The 21,212-nt window shown below is 45.9% G+C and carries 17 protein-coding genes; 13 read left to right on the top strand and 4 right to left on the bottom strand.

The window, feature by feature from the left end:
• Positions 1-36 precede the first annotated feature (36 nt).
• Positions 37-1,254, top strand: a complete 1,218-nt coding sequence (gene sstT / locus ACWPVL_RS05550) for a serine/threonine transporter SstT (protein ID WP_454387449.1) — start codon at positions 37-39, stop codon at positions 1,252-1,254.
• A 36-nt stretch (positions 1,255-1,290) separates the two neighbouring features.
• Here the strand turns inward: sstT and ACWPVL_RS05545 are convergent, their stop codons facing one another.
• Complete coding sequence (locus ACWPVL_RS05545) at positions 1,291-1,923, bottom strand: prepilin peptidase (protein WP_454387447.1); 633 nt, start codon at positions 1,921-1,923, stop codon at positions 1,291-1,293.
• A 166-nt stretch (positions 1,924-2,089) separates the two neighbouring features.
• On the opposite strand from ACWPVL_RS05545, the gene ACWPVL_RS05540 reads away from it, so the two are divergent.
• The 4 genes from ACWPVL_RS05540 (at position 2,090) to ACWPVL_RS05525 (ending at position 5,287) form a co-directional block, all read left to right on the top strand.
• The gene (locus ACWPVL_RS05540) at positions 2,090-2,605 is read left to right on the top strand and encodes a Dps family protein (RefSeq protein WP_454387445.1); all 516 of its coding nucleotides are present in this window, start codon (positions 2,090-2,092) and stop codon (positions 2,603-2,605) included.
• Between the two features lie 327 nt (positions 2,606-2,932).
• Positions 2,933-3,982 carry a glycosyltransferase gene (locus ACWPVL_RS05535; protein WP_454387443.1) on the top strand — a complete coding sequence of 350 codons (1,050 nt, stop codon included), beginning with the start codon at positions 2,933-2,935 and terminating at the stop codon, positions 3,980-3,982.
• Positions 3,979-4,887 (top strand): phosphodiester glycosidase family protein, encoded by a 909-nt coding sequence (locus tag ACWPVL_RS05530; protein WP_454387441.1) that lies wholly within the window; start codon positions 3,979-3,981, stop codon positions 4,885-4,887. The genes ACWPVL_RS05535 and ACWPVL_RS05530 overlap by 4 nt, the downstream gene beginning before the upstream one ends.
• Entirely contained in the window at positions 4,868-5,287 is a 420-nt protein-coding gene (locus ACWPVL_RS05525) for a hypothetical protein (RefSeq protein ID WP_454387439.1), read from the top strand. The genes ACWPVL_RS05530 and ACWPVL_RS05525 overlap by 20 nt, the downstream gene beginning before the upstream one ends.
• A 136-nt stretch (positions 5,288-5,423) precedes the next feature.
• On the opposite strand, the gene hutI is transcribed toward ACWPVL_RS05525, so the two are convergent.
• Complete coding sequence (gene hutI / locus ACWPVL_RS05520; protein ID WP_125382022.1) at positions 5,424-6,689, bottom strand: imidazolonepropionase; 1,266 nt, start codon at positions 6,687-6,689, stop codon at positions 5,424-5,426.
• A 195-nt stretch (positions 6,690-6,884) separates the two neighbouring features.
• Here hutI and ACWPVL_RS05515 point away from each other — a divergent pair, with 195 nt between their 5' ends.
• The 8 genes from ACWPVL_RS05515 (at position 6,885) to hutG (ending at position 17,020) form a co-directional block, all read left to right on the top strand.
• Positions 6,885-8,915: a urocanate hydratase gene (locus tag ACWPVL_RS05515; protein WP_454387437.1), complete on the top strand. Its 2,031-nt coding sequence runs from the start codon at positions 6,885-6,887 to the stop codon at positions 8,913-8,915.
• Positions 8,916-9,034: 119 nt separating this feature from the next.
• Positions 9,035-9,934: a glutamate formimidoyltransferase gene (ftcD, locus tag ACWPVL_RS05510; protein ID WP_002907222.1), complete on the top strand. Its 900-nt coding sequence runs from the start codon at positions 9,035-9,037 to the stop codon at positions 9,932-9,934.
• 14 nt (positions 9,935-9,948) lie between these two features.
• A complete protein-coding gene (locus tag ACWPVL_RS05505; RefSeq protein WP_454387434.1) occupies positions 9,949-10,575 on the top strand; it encodes a cyclodeaminase/cyclohydrolase family protein in 627 nt (208 codons plus the stop codon).
• A gap of 66 nt (positions 10,576-10,641) precedes the next feature.
• A complete protein-coding gene (locus ACWPVL_RS05500; protein ID WP_454387432.1) occupies positions 10,642-12,315 on the top strand; it encodes a formate--tetrahydrofolate ligase in 1,674 nt (557 codons plus the stop codon).
• 12 nt (positions 12,316-12,327) lie between these two features.
• On the top strand, positions 12,328-12,927 hold the full coding sequence (locus ACWPVL_RS05495; RefSeq protein ID WP_005591202.1) for a HutD/Ves family protein: 600 nt from the start codon (positions 12,328-12,330) through the stop codon (positions 12,925-12,927).
• A 74-nt stretch (positions 12,928-13,001) separates the two neighbouring features.
• Positions 13,002-14,354, top strand: a complete 1,353-nt coding sequence (locus tag ACWPVL_RS05490) for an APC family permease (RefSeq protein WP_187421769.1) — start codon at positions 13,002-13,004, stop codon at positions 14,352-14,354.
• A gap of 5 nt (positions 14,355-14,359) precedes the next feature.
• The gene (gene hutH / locus ACWPVL_RS05485) at positions 14,360-15,901 is read left to right on the top strand and encodes a histidine ammonia-lyase (protein WP_185774122.1); all 1,542 of its coding nucleotides are present in this window, start codon (positions 14,360-14,362) and stop codon (positions 15,899-15,901) included.
• A gap of 129 nt (positions 15,902-16,030) precedes the next feature.
• A complete protein-coding gene (gene hutG, locus ACWPVL_RS05480; protein WP_454387429.1) occupies positions 16,031-17,020 on the top strand; it encodes a formimidoylglutamase in 990 nt (329 codons plus the stop codon).
• Positions 17,021-17,092: 72 nt separating this feature from the next.
• On the opposite strand, the gene ACWPVL_RS05475 is transcribed toward hutG, so the two are convergent.
• Together ACWPVL_RS05475 and metF are read right to left on the bottom strand one after the other, a co-directional pair.
• Positions 17,093-20,125 (bottom strand): AAA family ATPase, encoded by a 3,033-nt coding sequence (locus ACWPVL_RS05475; protein ID WP_454387427.1) that lies wholly within the window; start codon positions 20,123-20,125, stop codon positions 17,093-17,095.
• A gap of 166 nt (positions 20,126-20,291) precedes the next feature.
• Positions 20,292-21,170 carry a methylenetetrahydrofolate reductase [NAD(P)H] gene (gene metF / locus ACWPVL_RS05470; protein WP_454387425.1) on the bottom strand — a complete coding sequence of 293 codons (879 nt, stop codon included), beginning with the start codon at positions 21,168-21,170 and terminating at the stop codon, positions 20,292-20,294.
• Positions 21,171-21,212 lie beyond the last annotated feature (42 nt).

Genomic DNA, 21,212 nt, shown 5'->3' with positions numbered 1-21,212 from the left:
TAGTGGAAAGCAGTTTATTTTAGAAAGGGAGCTCCTATGTTTCATCGAATTCTTTCTTCTTGGAATCGCGCCAATCTTATCAAACGGATTTCTATTGGGATTGTCACAGGCGCCCTGCTGGCCCTCATCTTTCCACAAGCCAGCGCCATTAGCCTCCTCGGCCAAATCTTTGTCGGTGGCCTAAAAGCTATCGCACCACTGCTCGTTTTTACCCTCGTTGCCAATGCCCTCTCTCAGCACCAAAAAGGGCAGAAGAGCAATATGAAAACCGTCATTATCCTCTATCTAATTGGGACTTTTGCGGCTGCCCTTGTCGCTGTTCTTGCTAATTATGTCTTCCCTGTAACCATCGAACTGACCGCAGCCAGCTCGGAAGTCAGGCCACCAGAAGGCATCGGCCAAGTTCTGAGCAATCTCCTCCTCAATCTTGTTGATAATCCGATCAACGCCTTGAGCAAGGCCAATTATATCGGCATTCTGTCTTGGGCAGTCGTCTTTGGGGTGGCCATGCGAGAAGCAAGTCAGCAAAGTAAAGAACTCTTGAAAACACTGGCAGATATTACTTCGAAGATTGTCGAATGGATCATCAATCTAGCCCCCTTTGGTATTTTAGGACTGGTGTACACGACCATTTCTGGCAAAGGATTTGAGGCACTTAAGAGCTACGGCATGCTCCTTCTCCTATTACTAGGTTCCATGGCTCTTGTTGCGCTGGTCGTTAACCCCTTGATTGTCTTCATTATGCTTCGGAAAAATCCTTATCCACTGGTTTGGCGCTGCTTAAAAGTCAGTGGCGTCACTGCCTTTTTCACTCGTAGTTCGGCTGCCAATATCCCTGTTAATATGAAACTTTGTCGAGATTTGGGCCTCAATCCTGAAACCTACTCGGTCTCTATCCCACTCGGTTCCACTATCAACATGGCAGGAGCAGCGGTGACAATCAACACGCTGACCCTCGCAGCGGCCAATACACTGGGTATCCAAGTGGACTTTGGAACAGCACTGGTGCTTAGCGTCGTTGAGGCCATTTCTGCCTGCGGAGCTTCTGGGGTGGCTGGAGGCTCGCTTCTCTTGATCCCAGTGGCTTGTAGCCTCTTTGGCATCCCAAATGATCTGGCCATGCAAGTCGTCAGCGTTGGCTTTGTCATCGGTGTCATCCAAGACTCTTGCGAAACTGCCCTCAACTCATCCACAGATGTGCTTTTTACAGCTGTTGCTGAAATGAGCACCTGGCCCAAAGAAAAACGTTATTAAACAAAGCGCTGAGGCTGGGACAAAAGTCCTAGCCTCTCAATTGTCTTTACCAAACAAGAGACAGGGTACAAATGCTAGCCTGTCTTTTTTCTTTTTAAAGCAATAACAAGCGAGACCAGAGAAGCTAGCGATTTGGATGAGAATGAGAATTTCTGTCAGGCTGAAAATAGCAGAACAGGAAGCTAGAAAGAGAAAGTCGCCAGCACCGATGCGAAGATCATAAAAGAAGGCTAGAAGTCCTAGGGCTAAAAAGAAGAGCATGAGCGGATTGATACCCGCTGTCGCCATCAGCAAGAACTGAAAAATCAGCCAGATTAGAAGAGGGTATTCTTGCTCACGCTGATCGTAGATAGCTAGGGTCAAGCCCATCGTTAGCAGTAAGAGCTGGGCTAGTGAAAGATATCCTAAGCTCCAGCTTAGAAAAAGTAAACCCAGCACTAACTCAAAAGCAGCATACCAGACAGGGAGATGCATCTTGCAGAAACGGCAGCGGAAGCCATTAAGCAACTGAGACAGGATTGGGACCAAATCCCGTGCTTTGAGTATCTGCTTGCAGTTGTCACAGTGGCTGCTTGGAGAGATGATGGATTGGTCAGGGAAGCGGTCAATGACTAAGCCTAGAAATGAGGCTAAAATCGTTCCGACCAGAAAAAAGTATAGATGTATCATACTTATTTATTCGTGATTTTGAGTAGAAAAATTTTGAAATTTTACAACTTTTCTAATAAAGTAAAATTTTGAGTTTTAAGGCTTGACTTTCTTAATTAGAAGCATTATAATTAAAACATAATCAATAAAGATTAGAATCATTATAAATAAAAAGAGAGGTATCATTATGACTCAAGTAAAACATGGCGCTGCAGCAGACGTAGCAACTTTCACTAACCAAAATTCTTTACCAAAAACAAAAGCAGTTCTTAACCAAGTGGTTTCAGATCTTTATACAGCTCGTATCGCTCTTCACCAAGTTCATTGGTATATGCGTGGTGCAGGATTCATGGTATGGCATCCAAAAATGGACGAATACATGGATACAATTGATGAAACCTTGGATGAAGTCAGCGAACGCTTGATTACTCTGGGTGGCAAGCCTTATTCAACTCTGACAGAGTTTATCCAACACAGCAAGATTGAGGAAAAAGCTGGCGAATTCAGCAAGAATGTTGAAGAAAGCTTGGAGCGCGTGATTGAAATCTTCCGTTATCTGACAGATCTTTACCAAGAAGCTATGGATGTGACGGATGAAGAAGGTGACGATGTAACCAATGATATCTTCGTTGGTGCTAAGGCAGACCTTGAAAAGACGCTCTGGATGTTGACAGCTGAGCTTGGCCAAGCACCAGGTTTGTAAAATGATGTTTAAAGAGGCTGGGACAAAAGTCCTAGCCTCTCAATTGTCTTTGGATTGTCGATCAAGACGCAGTGGTTGAGTGGGCTCTACTACGCTGATTTCATCAGCTTTTACAGCCCTACTCAACTGTGCGGAGGTGGGACGACGAAATCGAATTCTAACGAATTACCGATTTCTGTCCCACTCTCTGTTTTTTTATTTTGTCCTACGAGATACTTTCCTCACTTTTTCCTTAAAGATGATTTAACTTTTTCTTAAAGATAACTGATATCAGCTAGCTTTAAGCCGCAATCTGTATACTTTCTACAAATCATCTAAGAAAGAGGTATGGATATGGACTATCTAGTGATTCCGGCTTACGAGCCCGATTATAATTTGATTAAACTGATTCAAAAAATTCAGAGCAAGAGTGATTTTCATATCATTGTTATCGATGACGGTAGCTCGGCCAAGCGCCAGACAGTCTTTGACAAGGCTGAACAATATGCGACTGTCCTCCATCACGAAAACAATCAAGGCAAAGGACAAGCATTGAAAACTGCCTTCACCTACATCCAGTCTCTGGGTCAATACGGAACCGTCATCACAGCGGATGCAGACGGCCAGCACAAGGTCTGGGATATTTTCCGTGTGGCGAACAAAGCTTCTGAAAATCCCAATCAGCTGATTCTGGGCGCACGCGCCTTTACTGGCAAGGTGCCTCTGCGCAGCCGCTTTGGCAACAGCCTGACTCGGACTCTCTTCAAGCTTCAGACTGGGGTGGGTGTCTCCGATACGCAGACTGGTTTACGGGCCTTTACGACCAACATGATTCCCTTTATGCTGAAGGTTGAAGGCCAGCGCTATGAGTACGAAATGAACATGCTCTTAGAAGCCAGCAAGGAATATCCCATTTTGGAAGTGCCTATTGAGACGGTCTATATCAATGACAATCAAGGATCCCACTTCCGACCTGTTAGAGACGGACTCATGATTTATAAAAATATCTTTAAATTTGCCCTGACCTCTCTCAGCAGCTTCGTCGTGGACTACATTGTCTACGCACTGGCTCTCTTATTTTTAGCTGCTGCCCCAACCAGTCTGAGAATCCTCCTAGCCAATGGGATTGCCCGCGTGACCAGCTCGGTCTTCAACTATTCGACCAATAAAAGGCTGGTCTTTAAGAACGACGACAGCATTCTCAAGACAGGGACTAGCTATTTCAGCCTAGCTCTGGTGCTCTTTATCCTAGATACACTGCTGATTCGCCTCTTCTATGCTGTCTTCGGTCTCAATCTTCTGATTGTCAAAATCATCGTCGGACTGCTGCTCTTTACCATCTCTTGGATGGTACAAAAGAGATTTATTTTTAAGGAAAGGACACACACTGCATCATGAAATTTTTAAAGAAAGGCTATGCCTACGCCTCGATTTTCGGGCTGCTACTGACAGCTTCCTTCAGCTATTCTATGCTGAAAACCTTCGTCATTGCAGAGACTATTTCCACAGTCTCAAGCACCGCTTCATCATCCAATGCCGAGGCTGCCAGCAAGGCCGCTGAAACAGCCACAGTGACAGATACCAGCTATTCAGACGACAACATCTCGGTCTCACTGACTGAAAAGACCGTCAATAATACCCAAGTCTACGTTGCCGATGTGACCGTCAGCTCCGCTGAATATTTGAAAACAGCTCTCGCCAATAATACCTACGGAACCAACGTCACCGCCAAGACTTCAGAAACGGCCGCTAATAACAAGGCTATCCTAGCGGTTAATGGCGATTACTACGGTGCCAATTCTACCGGATATGTCATCCGCAATGGTGTTGTCTACCGTGATACCATCCGAGAGGACGCCAGTAATGGGGACTTGGCTATTTACAAAGACGGCTCCTTCAAGATTATCTATGAAGACCAAGTCTCTGCCGATCAGCTAGTTGAAGACGGTGTGGTCAATCTCTTGGCTTTCGGCCCATCTCTTGTAGAAAATGGTGAGATTGTCGTTGATACCAAGTCCGAAGTCGGCCAGTCCATGTCTTCCAATCCTCGGACAGCTATCGGTATCATTGACGAAAACCACTATATCATCATCGTTTCAGACGGACGCACTTCAGAAAGTCAGGGACTTTCCCTCTATGAAATGGCGGAAGTCATGAAATCTTATGGCGTCAAGACGGCCTACAATCTTGACGGTGGCGGATCGTCCACTATGTACTTCAACGGTCAGGTCATCAACAAGCCTACCACCAACGGAAATATTTCAGAAAGGGCGGTGAGCGACATTGTCTATATCGGTTACTAATCCCAGTAAAAAACGTTTCAAAAAAACAGCTGTTTCCTACATCCTGCTAACGATTTTCTTATTTGCTTTCAGCAGAATCTATGAATCCTTCAGCTTCGGGGAAACATCTGTCCACATGCACTATCTCTTTGCTCTTCCTCTCGTTGGGGGCAGCCTCCTCCTGCTCTTCATGAAAATAATTCCCAATCTCTCTCGGCTCAGCCTCAACCTCTGGAACTCAGCTGTAGCCACCATGACAGCCGGCATGCTCTTTCGTGGAATTGTCAACCTATCTGGGCGCTCCACGACACTGGACATGCCCTACTGGTATGTAGGAGCAGGCTTTGTAGCTCTGGCACTATTCTCCATGGTCTTTACACGCAGTGTGTGGGTAGATAAAGAGACCAGCTCAATATCCTAATCTCATAAAAAACAGAAAGGTCGTGGTGTTTAAGCCACGACCTTTTCTTGAACACAAATCTGCTTTTTCTATAATCAACAATAGAACTTCTAAGAAAATCTTTGCTATCACATGGAAATGGGACTGACTTGTAAAATTAGACGATTCTACCCTGATCAACAACCAGTTTGCCTGCTTTATAAACCTGATGGGTCAGGTTAGTTGCAAAGAAATAAAGTGGATAATCAATATTCTTAGCGTCTAGGATGGTAATATCTGCCTGCTTACCAGTGTCAAAGCTGCCAATCTTATCTTGACGGTTAACTGAATAGGCCGCATTGATGGTTACAGCATTGAGAACTTCCACTGGCGTCAGGCGCATCATAAAGCAGCCCAGCTGCATGACGAACTGCAGGTTAGCTGTCGGACAAGAGCCAGGATTGCTGTCAGTAGTCAGGGTAATGGCCATACCAGCTTCCAGCATCTTGCGGGCTGGTGCATAGGTATCTTCCATCAGACTGAAGGTAGTCGCTGGTAAGAGATTGCCGATAACCTTGGCTTCTGCCATCTTGCGAATGCCCTCATCGGTTGCTACCATCAAGTGCTCTGCACTAGTTGCTCCCAGTTCAGCTGCTACATCTACCCCACCGATAGATTCGATTTCATCAGCATGGATACGAAGCTTGAAGCCCATTTCCTTAGCCTTAGAAAGTAAGTAGCGCGACTCGTCAGCTGTAAAGACGCCTTTTTCACAGAAGATATCACAGAACTCAGCTAGATTTTCTGCTTTTACCCTAGGCAGCATTTCCTCGACGATAAGCTCCAGATATTCCTGAGATCGTCCCTTATATTCTGGTGGAACGGCGTGGGCAGCCATAAAGGTAGAAACGAGGTCAATATCATGGTCACGGTCCAAAGCTCCAACGACATCCAGCTGGCGCTTCTCTGTTTCCCAGTCCAGACCGTAGCCACTCTTAGCCTCAACAGTCGTCACCCCATGCAGCAGCATATAGTCCAGCAGTCTCTTGGACTTATCATAGAGAGTGTCAAAAGAAGCTTCTCTTGTCGCCCGGACTGTACTGAGAATACCGCCGCCTTGAGCAAGAATTTCCAGATAAGGGACACCTGCTAATTTTTTGGCAAATTCATGTTCCCGGCTGCCACCGTAGACCAAGTGAGTGTGACAGTCGATCAAGCCAGGTGTGGCAATCTTGCCCTCATAAGACTGAATCTTAGTATCTGGTCCAACCAGACTGGCATCTGGCTCTCCACTGCCAACTGCTAGGATTTTGCCGTCTTTGACTGCAATGTAGCCGTCTTCCAAGACTTGAGCTTCCTTCATCTCCTCGCCAAAAAGTGGATGTCCGAGATCCTTGGGACAGAAGACTTGATTAAAGTGAGTTAATAGTAAATCAGCAGTCATGTTTGTTCCTCCATTCATTTTCCAACTTATTCGCTTTCCATCATAATACACTATCGTCAAATTATAGTCAAAAACCAATATATATTGGATATATTGATATTTTTTATCTTTAGAAATATTTTCTTGACTTTGTACTGACGGCGCTGTTATACAATAAGGTCAAATCTTAAGTTATTTTACAAGGAGGAAATAAACATGTCATTCTACAGCGAACAAGATATTGCAGCAGCAATGACCGTCAAATTAGACGATGTATTACCTGAAAAAACAGTTTTCCAAGAAGGCATCCGTCGAGCACCTGACCGGGGCTTCCGTTTGACTCAAGCTCAAACCGAAATTGCTCTTAAAAATGCCCTTCGCTATATTCCAAAGAGATTCCATGAGGAAGTGATTCCAGAATTTCTGGAAGAACTGAAAACTCGCGGACGGATTTATGGCTACCGTTGGCGTCCAAAAGAACGCATCTACGGTAAACCAATTGACGAGTACAAAGGGAACTGCACCGCAGCTAAGGCTATGCAGGTCATGATTGACAACAACCTAAGCTTTGAAATCGCTCTTTATCCTTATGAATTGGTTACCTACGGAGAAACTGGATCTGTCTGCGCTAACTGGATGCAGTACAACTTGATCAAGAAATACTTGGAAGTCATGACCGACCATCAAACCCTGGTCGTGGAATCTGGCCACCCGCTCGGACTTTTCAAATCCAAACCAGAAGCACCTCGCGTTATCATCACTAATGGCCTCTTGGTCGGTGAATATGACAATATGAAGGACTGGGAAATTGCAGAAGAAATGGGTGTCACCAACTACGGTCAAATGACAGCTGGCGGTTGGATGTACATCGGCCCTCAAGGTATCGTCCATGGTACGTTCAACACCCTCCTCAATGCTGGACGTTTGAAACTGGGTGTAGCTGACGACGGCGACCTGACTGGCAAACTCTTCATTTCTTCTGGTCTGGGCGGTATGAGTGGAGCTCAAGGGAAAGCAGCTGAAATCGCTAAAGCAGTAGCAATTATAGCTGAAGTAGACCAATCTCGGATTGAAACTCGTCACTCTCAAGGCTGGATTAGCCAATTGGCTGAAAGTCCAAAAGAAGCTATTGAGCTGGCACAAAAAGCTCTGGAAGCTGGCGAATCAACTTCCATTGCCTATCATGGTAACATTGTAGATCTCTTAGAATACGTCAACGAGAACAATATCCATGTAGATCTGCTGTCTGACCAAACTTCTTGCCACAATGTTTACGACGGCGGCTACTGTCCAGCTGGTATCAGCTTTGAAGAGCGGACTCGCCTCCTGGCTGAAGACAAGGAAACCTTTGCTAAGTTGGTTGACCAAACCTTGGAACGTCACTTCAAGGCAATCAAGACCCTGACTAGCAATGGCACCTACTTCTTTGACTACGGTAATGCCTTTATGAAGGCAGTCTATGACTCTGGCATCAAGGAAATTTCTAAGAATGGCTTTGACGACAAAGACGGCTTCATCTGGCCATCTTATGTAGAAGATATCATGGGGCCTATGCTCTTTGACTATGGTTACGGTCCTTTCCGTTGGGTATGTCTGAGCGGTAAGCACGAAGACCTAGTCGCTACCGACCATGCAGCTATGGAAGTGATTGACCCTAACCGCCGCTACCAAGACCGCGACAACTACAACTGGATCCGAGATGCAGAAAAGAACCAGCTAGTTGTTGGAACTCAGGCTCGGATTCTCTACCAAGACTGTATGGGCCGTGTCAATATCGCCCTCAAGTTCAATGAATTAGTCCGCGAAGGCAAGATTGGTCCTGTCATGATCGGCCGTGACCACCACGACGTATCTGGTACTGACTCTCCATTCCGTGAAACTTCTAATATCAAGGACGGTTCTAATGTTACCTGCGACATGGCTGTGCAATGTTACGCTGGTAATGCAGCTCGCGGTATGAGTCTGGTAGCTCTCCACAACGGTGGTGGAACTGGTATCGGTAAAGCAATCAACGGTGGCTTTGGCTTGGTACTGGACGGCAGCGAACGCATCGATGAAATCATCAAATCTGCTATCGCTTGGGATACGATTGGTGGAGTCGCTCGTCGTAACTGGGCTCGCAATGAGCATGCTATCGAGACAGCTATCGAGTACAACCGTCTCCATGAAGGAACAGACCACATCACCATTCCGTACTTAACTGACGAAGATTTGGTCAAAGAATCTGTTAAGAAATTGTTCGAATAGGAAAAACTTGTCCCCCAACTTCCGACCTGAGCTGGGTATCAACCTGGCTCAGGAGGAGGGTCTGCTTTATTAAGTTCATATTATAAATTAAAATTATTGATATCACGAGGTAATATCTTATGGCAAAAATTGTTGAATGTATTCCTAACTTTTCTGAAGGCCGCAACCAAGCGGTCATTGACGGTCTAGTGGAAACAGCTAAGAGCGTGCCAGGTGTAACACTTTTGGACCACTCTTCTGATGCCAGCCACAACCGCAGCGTCTTTACCTTGGTCGGCGATGATCAAAACATTCAGGAAGTTGCCTTCCGTTTGGTCAAATACGCTTCTGAAAATATTGACTTGACCAAGCACCAAGGTGAACACCCTCGTATGGGCGCAACTGATGTCCTGCCTTTTGTACCTATCAAGGACATAACAAGTGAGGAATGCGTAGAAATTGCGAAGACAGTATCTGAGCGGATCAATCGTGAGCTCGGTATTCCTATCTTCCTCTATGAAGATGCAGCGACTCGTCCAGAGCGTAAGAACTTGGCTAAGGTTCGTAAAGGACAGTTTGAAGGCATGCCTGAAAAACTCTTGGAACCAGACTGGGCGCCTGACTACGGTGAAAGAAAGATTCACCCAACTGCTGGTGTCACTGCTGTTGGTGCTAGAATGCCGCTCATCGCCTACAACATCAACTTGGATACAGACAATCTGGAAATTGCCAACAATATTGCCAAAATCATCCGTGGATCAAGCGGTGGCTACAAGTACTGTAAAGCGATTGGCGTTATGCTGGAAGACCGCAACATTGCTCAGGTTTCCATCAACATGGTCAATCTGGAAAAATTCCCACTCTATCGTGTCTTTGAAACTGTTCGCTTTGAAGCTAAGCGCTACGGAGTTGGAATCCTCGGCTCAGAAGTCATTGGTTTGGCGCCAGCTAAGGCTTTGATTGATGCAGCAGAATACTATCTGCAAATCGAAGACTTTGACTACGGCAAGCAAGTTCTGGAAAACCATTTGCTGGGCTAGGAGGACAGAAACCTATGAAATTAGTAGATTTAAGCTTGACAGAATTTGCCCAAGTCCTCGGATCAGACGCTCCTGCACCAGGAGGCGGCTCTGCCGCTGCTCTTTCCGCAGCGAACGGTATTTCCCTGACTAAGATGGTCTGTGAATTGACCCTTGGCAAGAAAAAATACGCAGAATTTGAAGCAGAAATTGCTCAAGTGCACGCAGAAAGTGCACGCCTGCAAGAAAGCTTGCTCGCAGCTATTGACAAGGACACTGAAGCCTTCAATCTAGTCTCAGCCGTCTTTGATATGCCTAAGGAGACAGACGAAGACAAGGCTGCCCGTCGGGAAGCTATGCAACAAGCCCTCAAGGAAGCGACCAAGTCACCTTATGGCATGATGGAAGACATCTTGGCTGCCCTGCAAACAACTCAAAAGGCTGTCGGTAAGTCCAATACCAATGCTGCCAGCGACCTGGGAGTAGCAGCTCTCAACCTTAAGGCTGGTCTGCAAGGAGCTTGGCTCAATGTCCTCATCAACCTGTCAGGTGTCAAGGATGAAGCATTCGTCGCAGACTATCGCAGCAAGGGTGAAGGGCTACTGCAAAAAGGCTGCTCTCTAGCAGATGATATTTATCAAGAAATTTTGAAAGTTGTCTAATTAGATAAAAGGAAGAGAAGTCCACTCTTTCTAGGAATGGACTTCCTTTTCTCAAGAGGTAACAATATGGTTTTATCAGATATTGAAATTGCGAATTCGGTTCAAATGAAGCCCATCAAAGAGGTAGCAGAAAAGCTAGGAATTGATGAAGACGCCTTGTCTCTTTATGGAAATTACAAGGCAAAAATCAGTGCCGGCCAACTAGAAGCCTTAAAAGACAAGCCCGACGGCAAACTGATTCTCGTGACAGCTATTTCTCCGACACCAGCCGGAGAAGGCAAGACCACGACATCTGTCGGATTGGTCGATGCTCTAGCTGCTATCGGTAAAAAAGCTGTTATCGCTCTGCGGGAGCCTTCACTCGGACCTGTCTTTGGTATCAAGGGCGGAGCTGCTGGCGGTGGGCACGCTCAAGTTGTGCCCATGGAAGACATCAACCTCCACTTCACTGGTGACTTTCATGCCATCGGTGTTGCCAACAACCTGCTGGCAGCCCTCATTGACAACCACATCCACCATGGCAATGCCTTAGGCATTGATTCTCGCCGCATCACTTGGAAGCGGGCAGTGGATATGAATGACCGGCAACTTCGCCACATTGTAGATGGCTTGCAGGGCAAGGTCAATGGTGTTCCGCGTGAAGACGGTTTTGACATTACAGTTGCTTCTGAGGTTATGGCTATTCTCTGTCTGTCAGAAAATATCACCGACCTCAAGAACCGCTTGGAAAAAATCATCATTGGCTACAGCTTTGAAGGTAAGCCAATAACTGCTAAGGATCTGAAAGCTGGTGGCGCTATGGCGGCTGTGCTCAAAGACGCTATCCATCCAAACTTGGTTCAAACCCTGGAACATACACCAGCCTTGATTCACGGCGGACCTTTCGCCAACATTGCTCATGGCTGTAACAGTGTCCTAGCTACCAAGCTAGCTCTCAAATATGGCGACTATGCAGTCACAGAAGCTGGTTTTGGTGCTGACCTCGGTGCTGAAAAATTCATTGATATCAAGTGTCGTACATCTGGTCTTCGTCCATCGGCTGTAGTTCTGGTTGCTACTATCCGCGCTCTCAAGATGCACGGTGGTGTGGCTAAGAGTGACCTGGCTGAAGAAAATGTCCAAGCCGTTGTAGACGGACTGCCAAACTTGGAAAAACATCTGGAAAACATTCAAGATGTTTATGGCCTGCCAGCAGTCGTTGCCATCAATAAATTCCCGCTGGATACCGAAGCAGAATTGCAAGCAGTTTATGACGCCTGCCAAAAACGCGGAGTTGACGTAGTAATTTCCGACGTTTGGGCAAATGGCGGAGCCGGCGGTAAAGAATTGGCTGAAAAAGTCGTTGAATTGGCCGAAGGAGACAATCACTTCCAATTTGTATATAATGAAGAGGACTCCATTGAAACCAAGTTAAACAAGATCGTTACCAAGGTCTATGGAGGCAAGGGCGTTCGCCTGACTCCTGCCGCTAAGCGCGAGCTCAAACAGCTGGAAGAGCTGGGCTTCTCCAACTATCCTATCTGTATGGCTAAGACTCAGTACTCTTTCTCAGACGATGCTAAGAAATTGGGCGCACCTAAAGACTTTGTCGTGACGATCAGCCAGCTCAAAGTTTCTGCTGGTGCAGGCTTCATCGTTGCTCTGACTGGTGCAATCATGACCATGCCAGGATTGCCTAAAGTGCCAGCCAGCGAAAAGATTGACGTCGACAAAGATGGCAATATCAGCGGTTTGTTCTAATAAATACCAAAAATGACACATATAACCCTTCTAAAATCAAACGATTTTCAAGTTTCCGATTGGTCAGGGGGAAAGACAAAACAACTTTATCTTTCCCCGCCAACTGGCCACTATGGCAAGCGGAACTTTGACTATCGACTCTCAACAGCAACTGTGGAGTTAGCTGAAAGTCAGTTTTCTGACCTCAGCGGCTTTCACCGCATTCTCATGAGCCTGGACCACACACTTCATCTCCACAATGCCAGCCGGCAGGAGGAAACGGTTCTAGCTCCCTTTACCCCCTATTTTTTCGAAGGGAGTGATTCTATCACAAGTCGTGGGACTTGTACCGACTTTAACTTAATCTACAGCGACCATTATCAGGGACAGATGCTTGCCATCTCAGATAGAGAAGAGCTTAGTCAAGATGAAGCAATTCAATTTATCTATGCCTTGAGTGATTTGATGGTGACAGGGACAGGCCTGCCATCGCTTAACCTAGAGACAGGGCAACTTCTGATAGTGGAAAAAGAGGCTCAGGAAACTGAGCTGCAAATAATGTTTTCGACTAACCAGCCAACGGGTGCTCCCCTTGCTATATGGGCTGGTTTGACCCATATCCCTACTAAGTAAAGATACAAGGAGTCCTATTATCGTTCTATCTTTACTTGGAAAGGATCCCACATCTCTAAAGGAGAAACATTATTATGGATGCAACTAAACTCACTGCACAAGAACAAGAACAGGAAAAAGCGAAATTCAGCTTTTCTGGCGCTACTCTCTACGGTATCAATGCCGTTATCGGTTCAGGGATTTTCCTCCTACCGCAAAAGATTTATAAAGGACTTGGTCCTGCCTCTCTAGCTGTCATGCTTGGAACCGCCCTCCTCGTTATTCTCCTAGCAGTCTGCTTGGCAGAGACTGCTGGTTATTTTAATAAAAACGGCGGAGCCTTCCAATATTCCAAAGCAGCCTTTGGAGACTTTGTCGGATTTAATGTTGGCTTCCTAGGCTGGGCGGTTACCATCATCGCTTGGTCAGCAATGGCAGCAGGATTTGCGAGACTTTTTGTCATTACTTTTAAATCCTTTGCCCCCTATGAACTTTTACTCAGTGTGAGCCTGATTATCCTACTCAGTCTGATGAATATCTCAGGTCTTAAGACCTCCAAAATGTTCACCTTGACCGCGACTGTAGCCAAGCTCATCCCAATTGTCGCTTTCAGTCTATGTGCGATTTTCTTCATCAAAGGAGGAATTGACAAAGGAAACTTCACTCCGTTTCTTCAGCTAGAACCTGGCGTGGATATCATGAAAGCCATCTCTAGTACAGCGATCTACATTTTCTACGGTTTCATCGGATTTGAAACCATGTCTATCGTTGCTGGTGAAATGCGCAACCCAGAAAAGAATGTGCCTCGGGCTATTTTGGGCTCTATCAGTATTGTATCTGTTCTCTATATGCTGATTATCGCAGGAACTATCGCCATGCTAGGTAGCCGAATCCTACAAACAGATGCCTCTGTGCAAGACGCCTTTGTCGAAATGATTGGCCCTGCTGGAGCATGGATTGTTTCTATCGGAGCGCTGATCTCTATTGCTGGACTTAACATCGGGGAATCTATCATGGTCCCACGTTATGGTGCAGCCATTGCAGATGAAGGCTTGTTACCTAAAAAAATCGCTGAAACCAACGCCAAAAACGCCCCTGTAATTGCCATTATTATCTCTGGACTTTTGGCCATTGCCCTGCTCTTTACAGGAACATTTGAAGTATTAGCGGCTCTCAGCGTAGTCTTCCGCTTCTTCCAATACATCCCAACTGCTCTAGCCGTATTGGTATTGAGAAAGAAATATCCAGATAAGAAAGTGGTCTTCCGCGTTCCATTTGGTCCTGTCATCCCAATTTTAGCGGTTCTAATCAGCCTCGTCATGATTTGGGGTGAAAATCCAATGAACTATGTCTATGGTCTCATCGGTGTCCTTGTCGCCAGCGCAGTCTACTATATCTATATAGTACTGATTTGTAAAAATAAAGTTCTTGAACAAAAAGGAGAATGAATCTTATGACACATGTAATCAATTTGGATGGCGAACACCTTACTTTAGAAGATGTCATTGCAGTAGCTCGTCATGGAGCTATCTGCGAAATAAACCAAGAAGCTAAGAAAGCTGTAGAAGCTTCCCGTAAAATCGTAGATGACATCGTCCGCGAAAAGCGGGTAGTCTACGGTGTTACGACTGGATTTGGCTCCCTCTGCAATGTCAGCATCTCGCCAGAAGATACGACTCAGCTGCAGGAAAACTTGATTCGCACCCATGCTTCAGGATTTGGCGATCCTCTTCCTGAAGATGCAGTTCGTGCTATCATGTTAATTCGGATTAATTCTCTAGTCAAGGGCTATTCTGGTATCCGTCTCTCTACTGTCGAAAAACTTCTAGAATTGCTCAATAAAGGCGTCGTGCCATTTATTCCAGAAAAAGGCTCTCTCGGTGCCTCTGGCGACTTGGCACCGCTGGCTCACATGGTTCTGCCTATGCTAGGACTGGGCCACGCTTACTATCAAGGTCAACTGTTCTCTGGCCAAGAAGCTTTGGACAAGGCTGGTATTGAGAAAATTGCTCTAGCAGCCAAGGAAGGGCTGGCGCTGATTAACGGAACGACTGTCCTGACAGGTATCGGAGCTCTGGCTACCTACGATGCCATCCAGCTGCTTAAATTGTCAGATGTCGCTGGCGCCCTTTCCATGGAGGTCCACAATGGTATTACCAGTCCATTTGAAGAAGACCTGCATACCATCCGTCCTCAAAGCGGACAGCTGGCTACAGCCCGCAATATCCGCAACCTTCTGGAAGGCAGTGGAAATACGACCGTAGCCACTCAACAGCGGGTCCAAGATCCATATACCCTGCGTTGTATTCCACAGATTCATGGTGCCAGCAAGGACTCTATCGCTTATGTCAAGACCAAGGTTGAGATTGAAATCAACTCCGTTACAGACAACCCTATCATTACTAAGGAAGGTCATGTTATCTCAGGCGGCAACTTCCACGGTGAACCAATGGCTCAGCCATTCGACTTCCTCGGCATCGCTATTTCTGAAATCGGAAATGTATCCGAGCGTCGTGTAGAGCGTCTAGTCAACAGCCAATTGAGCAAGCTACCATCCTTCTTGGTCAAACACCCAGGACTCAACTCTGGCTTTATGATTACTCAGTATGCTTGTGCTTCGCTTGCTTCTGAAAACAAGGTTCTGTCTCATCCAGCCAGCGTAGACTCTATCCCATCTTGTGAAAACCAAGAAGACTTTGTCAGCATGGGAACTACTGCAGCACGCAAGGCAGCTGAAATTCTCAAGAATTCTCGCCGCATCGTAGCAACAGAAATCATGGCAGCCTGCCAAGCTCTGGATCTGAAACCAGAAAACCATGAACTGGGCAAAGGGACCAAGCCAGCCTATGACCTCTTCCGTCAGCATGTCCGCTTTATCGAGTTTGACAAGGACATCGAAATCTACGAAGAGCTCAACAAGGCTTCTGAGCTGATTGAGAGCGATGAATTCCTAGCAGCCGTTGAAAAGGCTGTGGACTTGAGCATTCAATTCTAAAGCTGATGACTTTCTAAAGAAGCCCGCTCTCATGCAGCTGGGCTTCTTTTCCCGCCAAAAGTCATTGACAGGCTTAGCAGAAACTCTTATAATAAAGTCGCAACTATCGTTATGGAAAAGGACAAAATCATGTTAGAAGATTACTATCAGCTAGACAACCGTTACTATCAGCGAGGTCCAGAGGACAATCTATATACTGCTAAGTGGGGCATGGTCATTGAGTTTCTGGACTTAAATGATCCTAGCTTAACTCCTTTTGAAGGGGTGAACTTTGCCCTGATTGGCTTCAAGAGCGACAAGGGCGTCTATATCAATAACGGCCGAGTGGGCGCAGTTGAAGGTCCTCAAGCCATTCGAACTCAGCTGGCCAAGCTTCCTTGGCATCTAGGTAGAAACGTTCGCGTCTTTGACGTTGGCGATATTGACGGGCCTAACCGCTCTCTGGAACAACTGCAGCAAAGCTTGGCGCGAGCAGTCAAACGCCTGCGAGAGCTTAATCTCCGACCCATCGTTCTAGGCGGCGGTCACGAAACAGCCTACGGCAACTATCTAGGTCTTAAGTCGTCACTAAATCCTGGCCAAAACTTAGCTGTGATCAATATGGATGCCCATTTTGACCTACGCCCCTACGATCAGACGGGCCCCAACTCCGGTACCGGTTTTCGTCAAATGTTTGATGATACCTTAGCTCAGAAACAGATCTTTAACTACCTCATCCTAGGGATTCAGGAGCACAATAACAATCTCTTTCTCTTTGACTTTGTAGCCAAATCCAAGGCTATCCAGTTCCTGACTGGAATGGATATGTACCAAATGGGACATAAGGAAGTCTGCAAGGTAGTTGATGCTTTCCTAGCCGATAAAGAGCAGGTCTATTTAACCATTGATATTGACTGCTTTGCAGCTGGCGCTGCTCCTGGTGTCAGTGCCATCCAGTCACTGGGGGTAGACCCCAATCTGGCTGTGCTGGTCTTCCAGCACATCGCTGCTTCAGGCAAGCTAATCGGCTTTGACATCGTCGAAGTCTCTCCCCCTCACGATATAGATAACCACACGGCCAACCTAGCGGCAAGTTTTGTCTTTTACCTGACCCAAGTCTGGGCGCAAGTACATGACTAATGGGGATTTAAAAACTTCATTACAAACATCAAAAGAGGATGAACATTGCTTTCATCCTCTTTTGATGTTCAATTATTGAGACAAGGTCCGGCGTAAGCTTTCTAATTCCTTTAGCTGGTGGCGGTCACGATAAGGATTGAGTTGACTCTTGGCCGTTTCATAGTAGGTTTCAAAGTCCTGAGCTAATAAATTTTCAAAACCGGCTTCTTGCAAGCTGCCAGCCAGCTGGCGATACTTGATCACAGCCATCAGATAGTAGATCAAGCCCTTGTCCCGCGGATTGCCATAGCGACTAATGAGACTATCCTTTTTCCGCAGCAGATCAAGCACCGGCTGGTAATCTCCCTTCTCGCAGCCAATCAAGGCCAAATAAACTTCCAGCTGGGTCTCCTTCCAAGGAAAGCTGAGCGACTTCAGGGCTGCTTTCGCTTTCAACAAGATTCGCTCCGCCTGTTCATAATCCTTTAGCTGATAATAAGTCAGACCCAAGCCTATATAGAAAGCAAAAATCGAAGGCTCTGCTGTTTTATTTTCCGTCAACTCAATCGCCTCTTTCTGATGAGCCAGCGCTGTCGTGAAATTCCCACGAATCTGCTCAATCTCTGCCAGATAATCTAGAGCCGCCGCAATCTGAATCGAATACTTTGAGCGCAACGAAGCCGTCAAACTAAAGCAATCGATAGACTGGTAAAGATGGCGGAGTGACTGCTCCTCATCTCCAATCATGAGATGATACAGTCCCTTGAGTCGAAGATTCATTGCAATAGCTTCGTGATTATTGGCCTGAACTGAAGCATCCAGAGCCAACTCCGTATAGTAGCGCATCTCAGGAATATTCTCCGTCTGGATGCAATAGTAAATCATCTGCCGATAGCCTTCTAGGAGAAACTCCATCTGCTGCAGCTCTTTAGCAGAAGCAATCACCTGCTGGATGTTGTCCATTCCCTGCTGGTAATTCCCCGTCCGGATAGCATAGCGCCCTTCCAGATAGAGAAAGCGGAGAACCAATAGCTGAAAATCTTTGTGATTCTGGTGTTTTCTCTCTAAGCCCTCTATCTCCCGACGGATACGGTCAAACTGGTCCAAAACTGCGGACTGATTGCTATCATCCGTCTTTTCGATAAAGCCAAACTCCCGCGAATAAATCGGAAAGAGCTCATGATGGAACTGCAAGGTAGCCTCGAGATAATGCAACTCATACTCCAGAGACTTAATCGGCTGCTTGGACAGCTTGTAGTGATAGGCGATGTCATTGAGCAACCGAGCATGATAGAGAGAGGCTCCTAGCTGGTCTTCCATGCCTTGGGCAATCTGGTGATGTAGCATCCGCTTCTTGGCAAGCGGCAAGCGCTCATAAGCATAAATCCGCAAAAGCTCCTGGCTGAATCGTAAAACCAATTCCTCCTGCTCCTCTTCTATTAAAAGCTGTTTTTGCCCAAATCCTTCAGCAATTTCGACTACTTCTTCCACAGATAGGCCTAGCAACTGAGCTAAGAGCGCTACCGAAGCAGGGGAATTAAAGCAAGCCAGATAGTCAACCAATTCCTCCTCCTGGCTGCTCAAATAGCCTAATTTTAGAGATAGTTTTGCTTTAATAACTGAGGTTAATGGCTGGAATTTTTCACCTCGCAAAAGCTGCTCCGCATACTCCGACAGAAAGAAAGGGATGCCTTGACTGACCCGATAAATAGCCTCAAGCCGTTCTTCAGATATGACTAACTGTCCAGTCTGGGCCTGTAAATAAGCCACACTTGCCTTAAAATCCAGTGGCTGCAGTTCAATGCAGTCTAGCTGGCTACGAAGCAATAAGCGATTGAAAAAACGTCCAAGATAAGGTGGTGTACTCAGATGCTTGGTCAACACAAAGGCTACTGGATAATCCCTCAAATGGTTCATAACCTGCTCTAAAACAGCCACACTTGCCTCATCCATCCAGTGACAGTCCTCAACCAAGATCACCAAAGCCTTTTTCTTAGAAATCTTTTGCAAAATATCCAGCACAAACCGAGCCAGACGATCTGTATTCAACTCAAGATCCGAAGCTTCACCTGCCATCATCGGAAAATAACTATCCAAAATAACCTGCCACTGGCTGGTCGAAAGGATCTGATGCTGAATGACTAAGTCGCCCAAGCCATCTAGCAGACTGCGCCAAGGCTGCAATCCAACCGTCATTTCTTCCTTGAAGCACTCTGCCATAACAATCTGGAAATACTTGGCCTGATTAGCCAGTACTTGTCGAGTCACTGTCCGTTTGCCGATGCCAGTACCACCGACTAAGAGCAGCGCACGAGGTTCTTGCCTCTCTATAATCTTAGAAAAATAAGATTCCAAACGCTTGATTTCACCCACTCGGCCAAAAAAGTGGTCTGTATTACGTAAAAATTGCTTGATCTTACGCTCACTGCGATCCTTAGCCATCACTTCATGGTACAGCTGTTGAATTGCTTCATTCGGACTAATCCCCAATTCCTTGTCCAAGAGATTGACCAATTTATAATAAGTCTCAATCACCTTACCAGATCGATCATTCTCCTGATAGAGCTTCATCAGCAGATGATAATTCTTCTCATCAAACTCATCAATACTGATCATACGACGCAGATTTCGCTCTGATTCTTCCAAATTCGACGGATCTTTTTCCAACTTTTGGTAGCAAGCCTGAATATAGAGCTGCTCATATCGCGTCCGCATCTTGGACACCCAATAGTCAAAGGCTTCACTGTCCTTGAGATAGAAGCCCTGCAGAAAATCACCCTGATAGAGCGACAGACACTCCGCTGGATGGTCCGTGAAAAGTTCTACATCGCTTTCAATCACACACTCGGGATTAAGCGATAGCACAGTCCGGTTGGGAGCAATAATCCATTCTCCTCCCAATAGCTTGTTAGCCTGATAAATGGTGTTGCGCAGATTCTTTTTGGCAGTCTGATTGTCCTTATTTTCCCAGAGGATTCCTGCAATCTCCTCCCGATTGACTGTTCCATTGATATGGAGATAATAGAGCAAAGCATTGATTTTGGCAAAAGGAAAAAAGACTTCCTCTTGATTGAGAAAGACACTCGGACTTCCCAGCAATTTCAACCTCAACTGATTTTTCGTCATGCAAACGCCTCCAAGAAACCTTATAGAACTAATATAAACAAAAAGAGACAGTTTGGCAAGCAAGAAAAGAACGACTCTATCATTTATCAGCTTCTAAATGATCAAAACCTATAAACAAAAACCACTAAACAGCAAATGAATCTGATTAGTGGTTTCTTCATTCATCTTAAAAAGATTGAACGGATGGGGTATGGTTAAAGAGCGCATGGGTCGCCTTATAGATATGGTAAGCTGTTGCCGCGTTATTCATCGTATAGAGATGGATCCCTGCTACATCATGGGTCACCAAATCAACAATCTGATCCACCGCATAGGCTAAACCAGCTGTCCGCAGGGATTCTGGATCATGTTCATATTTATCCAGAATAGCCTTGAATTTCCTTGGTAAGTTGATATTTTCACAGGTCTTGAGCAGGCGCAAAGCCTGATTGCGGTTAAGAATAGGCATAATCCCTGCATGAATCGGAACATCGATCCCAGCCAAGGTACACTTATCTTGGAAATCATAGAAACGTTCATTGTCAAAGAAGAGCTGAGTGACAAGACTAGAGCAGCCCGCATCCACTTTCTTCTTGAGATTCTGAATATCTGAGATCTGGTTTGGTGAGTCTGGGTGCCCCTCTGGATAGCAAGCACCGATGATGTCAAAATGTGGTGCTTCTGTCTTGATATACTCAATCAAGTCAGTCGCATATTTAAAATCATCCTTAGGAGCCACATCTGGAAAAATATCGCCCCGCAAAGCCAAAATCTGATTGACCCCAACACGATCCAGAGCCTGCAAGATATTGGACACCATTTCCTTGGTTAGATAAACAGCTGGCAAATGGGCAATCGTCGGAATCTCAAGGTCATTGGAGATGAACTCAGCCAAACGAACCGTTGTCTCCTCAATATCAAATTTATTATTGCTGGCAGTCACACTGATAAAGTGGGGAGCCAGATCTTGCATCTCCCTCAACGCCTGAAAAATCTTATCATTGCCTACTGCCGGATTAGGAGGAAATACTTCAAATGAGAGACTAGGAGTTTGGCGATTCACCATAGAGATAACATTCCTTTCAATCTACTAATTAGCAGCTTATAA

The sequence above is a fragment of the Streptococcus sp. Marseille-Q8145 genome, assembly GCF_965112035.1.
Note: the sequence above shows the minus strand (reverse complement) of the source record. Positions and strands in the feature narration are given on the sequence as shown.

Coding starts and splice junctions, on each gene's coding strand:
- sstT (WP_454387449.1), top strand. CDS start 37: ATGTTTCATCGAATTCTTTCTTCTTGGAATCGCGCCAATCTTATCAAA.
- ACWPVL_RS05545 (WP_454387447.1), bottom strand. CDS start 1,923: ATGATACATCTATACTTTTTTCTGGTCGGAACGATTTTAGCCTCATTT.
- ACWPVL_RS05540 (WP_454387445.1), top strand. CDS start 2,090: ATGACTCAAGTAAAACATGGCGCTGCAGCAGACGTAGCAACTTTCACT.
- ACWPVL_RS05535 (WP_454387443.1), top strand. CDS start 2,933: ATGGATATGGACTATCTAGTGATTCCGGCTTACGAGCCCGATTATAAT.
- ACWPVL_RS05530 (WP_454387441.1), top strand. CDS start 3,979: ATGAAATTTTTAAAGAAAGGCTATGCCTACGCCTCGATTTTCGGGCTG.
- hutI (WP_125382022.1), bottom strand. CDS start 6,689: ATGACTGCTGATTTACTATTAACTCACTTTAATCAAGTCTTCTGTCCC.
- ACWPVL_RS05515 (WP_454387437.1), top strand. CDS start 6,885: ATGTCATTCTACAGCGAACAAGATATTGCAGCAGCAATGACCGTCAAA.
- ftcD (WP_002907222.1), top strand. CDS start 9,035: ATGGCAAAAATTGTTGAATGTATTCCTAACTTTTCTGAAGGCCGCAAC.
- ACWPVL_RS05505 (WP_454387434.1), top strand. CDS start 9,949: ATGAAATTAGTAGATTTAAGCTTGACAGAATTTGCCCAAGTCCTCGGA.
- ACWPVL_RS05500 (WP_454387432.1), top strand. CDS start 10,642: ATGGTTTTATCAGATATTGAAATTGCGAATTCGGTTCAAATGAAGCCC.
- ACWPVL_RS05495 (WP_005591202.1), top strand. CDS start 12,328: ATGACACATATAACCCTTCTAAAATCAAACGATTTTCAAGTTTCCGAT.
- ACWPVL_RS05490 (WP_187421769.1), top strand. CDS start 13,002: ATGGATGCAACTAAACTCACTGCACAAGAACAAGAACAGGAAAAAGCG.
- hutH (WP_185774122.1), top strand. CDS start 14,360: ATGACACATGTAATCAATTTGGATGGCGAACACCTTACTTTAGAAGAT.
- hutG (WP_454387429.1), top strand. CDS start 16,031: ATGTTAGAAGATTACTATCAGCTAGACAACCGTTACTATCAGCGAGGT.
- ACWPVL_RS05475 (WP_454387427.1), bottom strand. CDS start 20,125: ATGACGAAAAATCAGTTGAGGTTGAAATTGCTGGGAAGTCCGAGTGTC.
- metF (WP_454387425.1), bottom strand. CDS start 21,170: ATGGTGAATCGCCAAACTCCTAGTCTCTCATTTGAAGTATTTCCTCCT.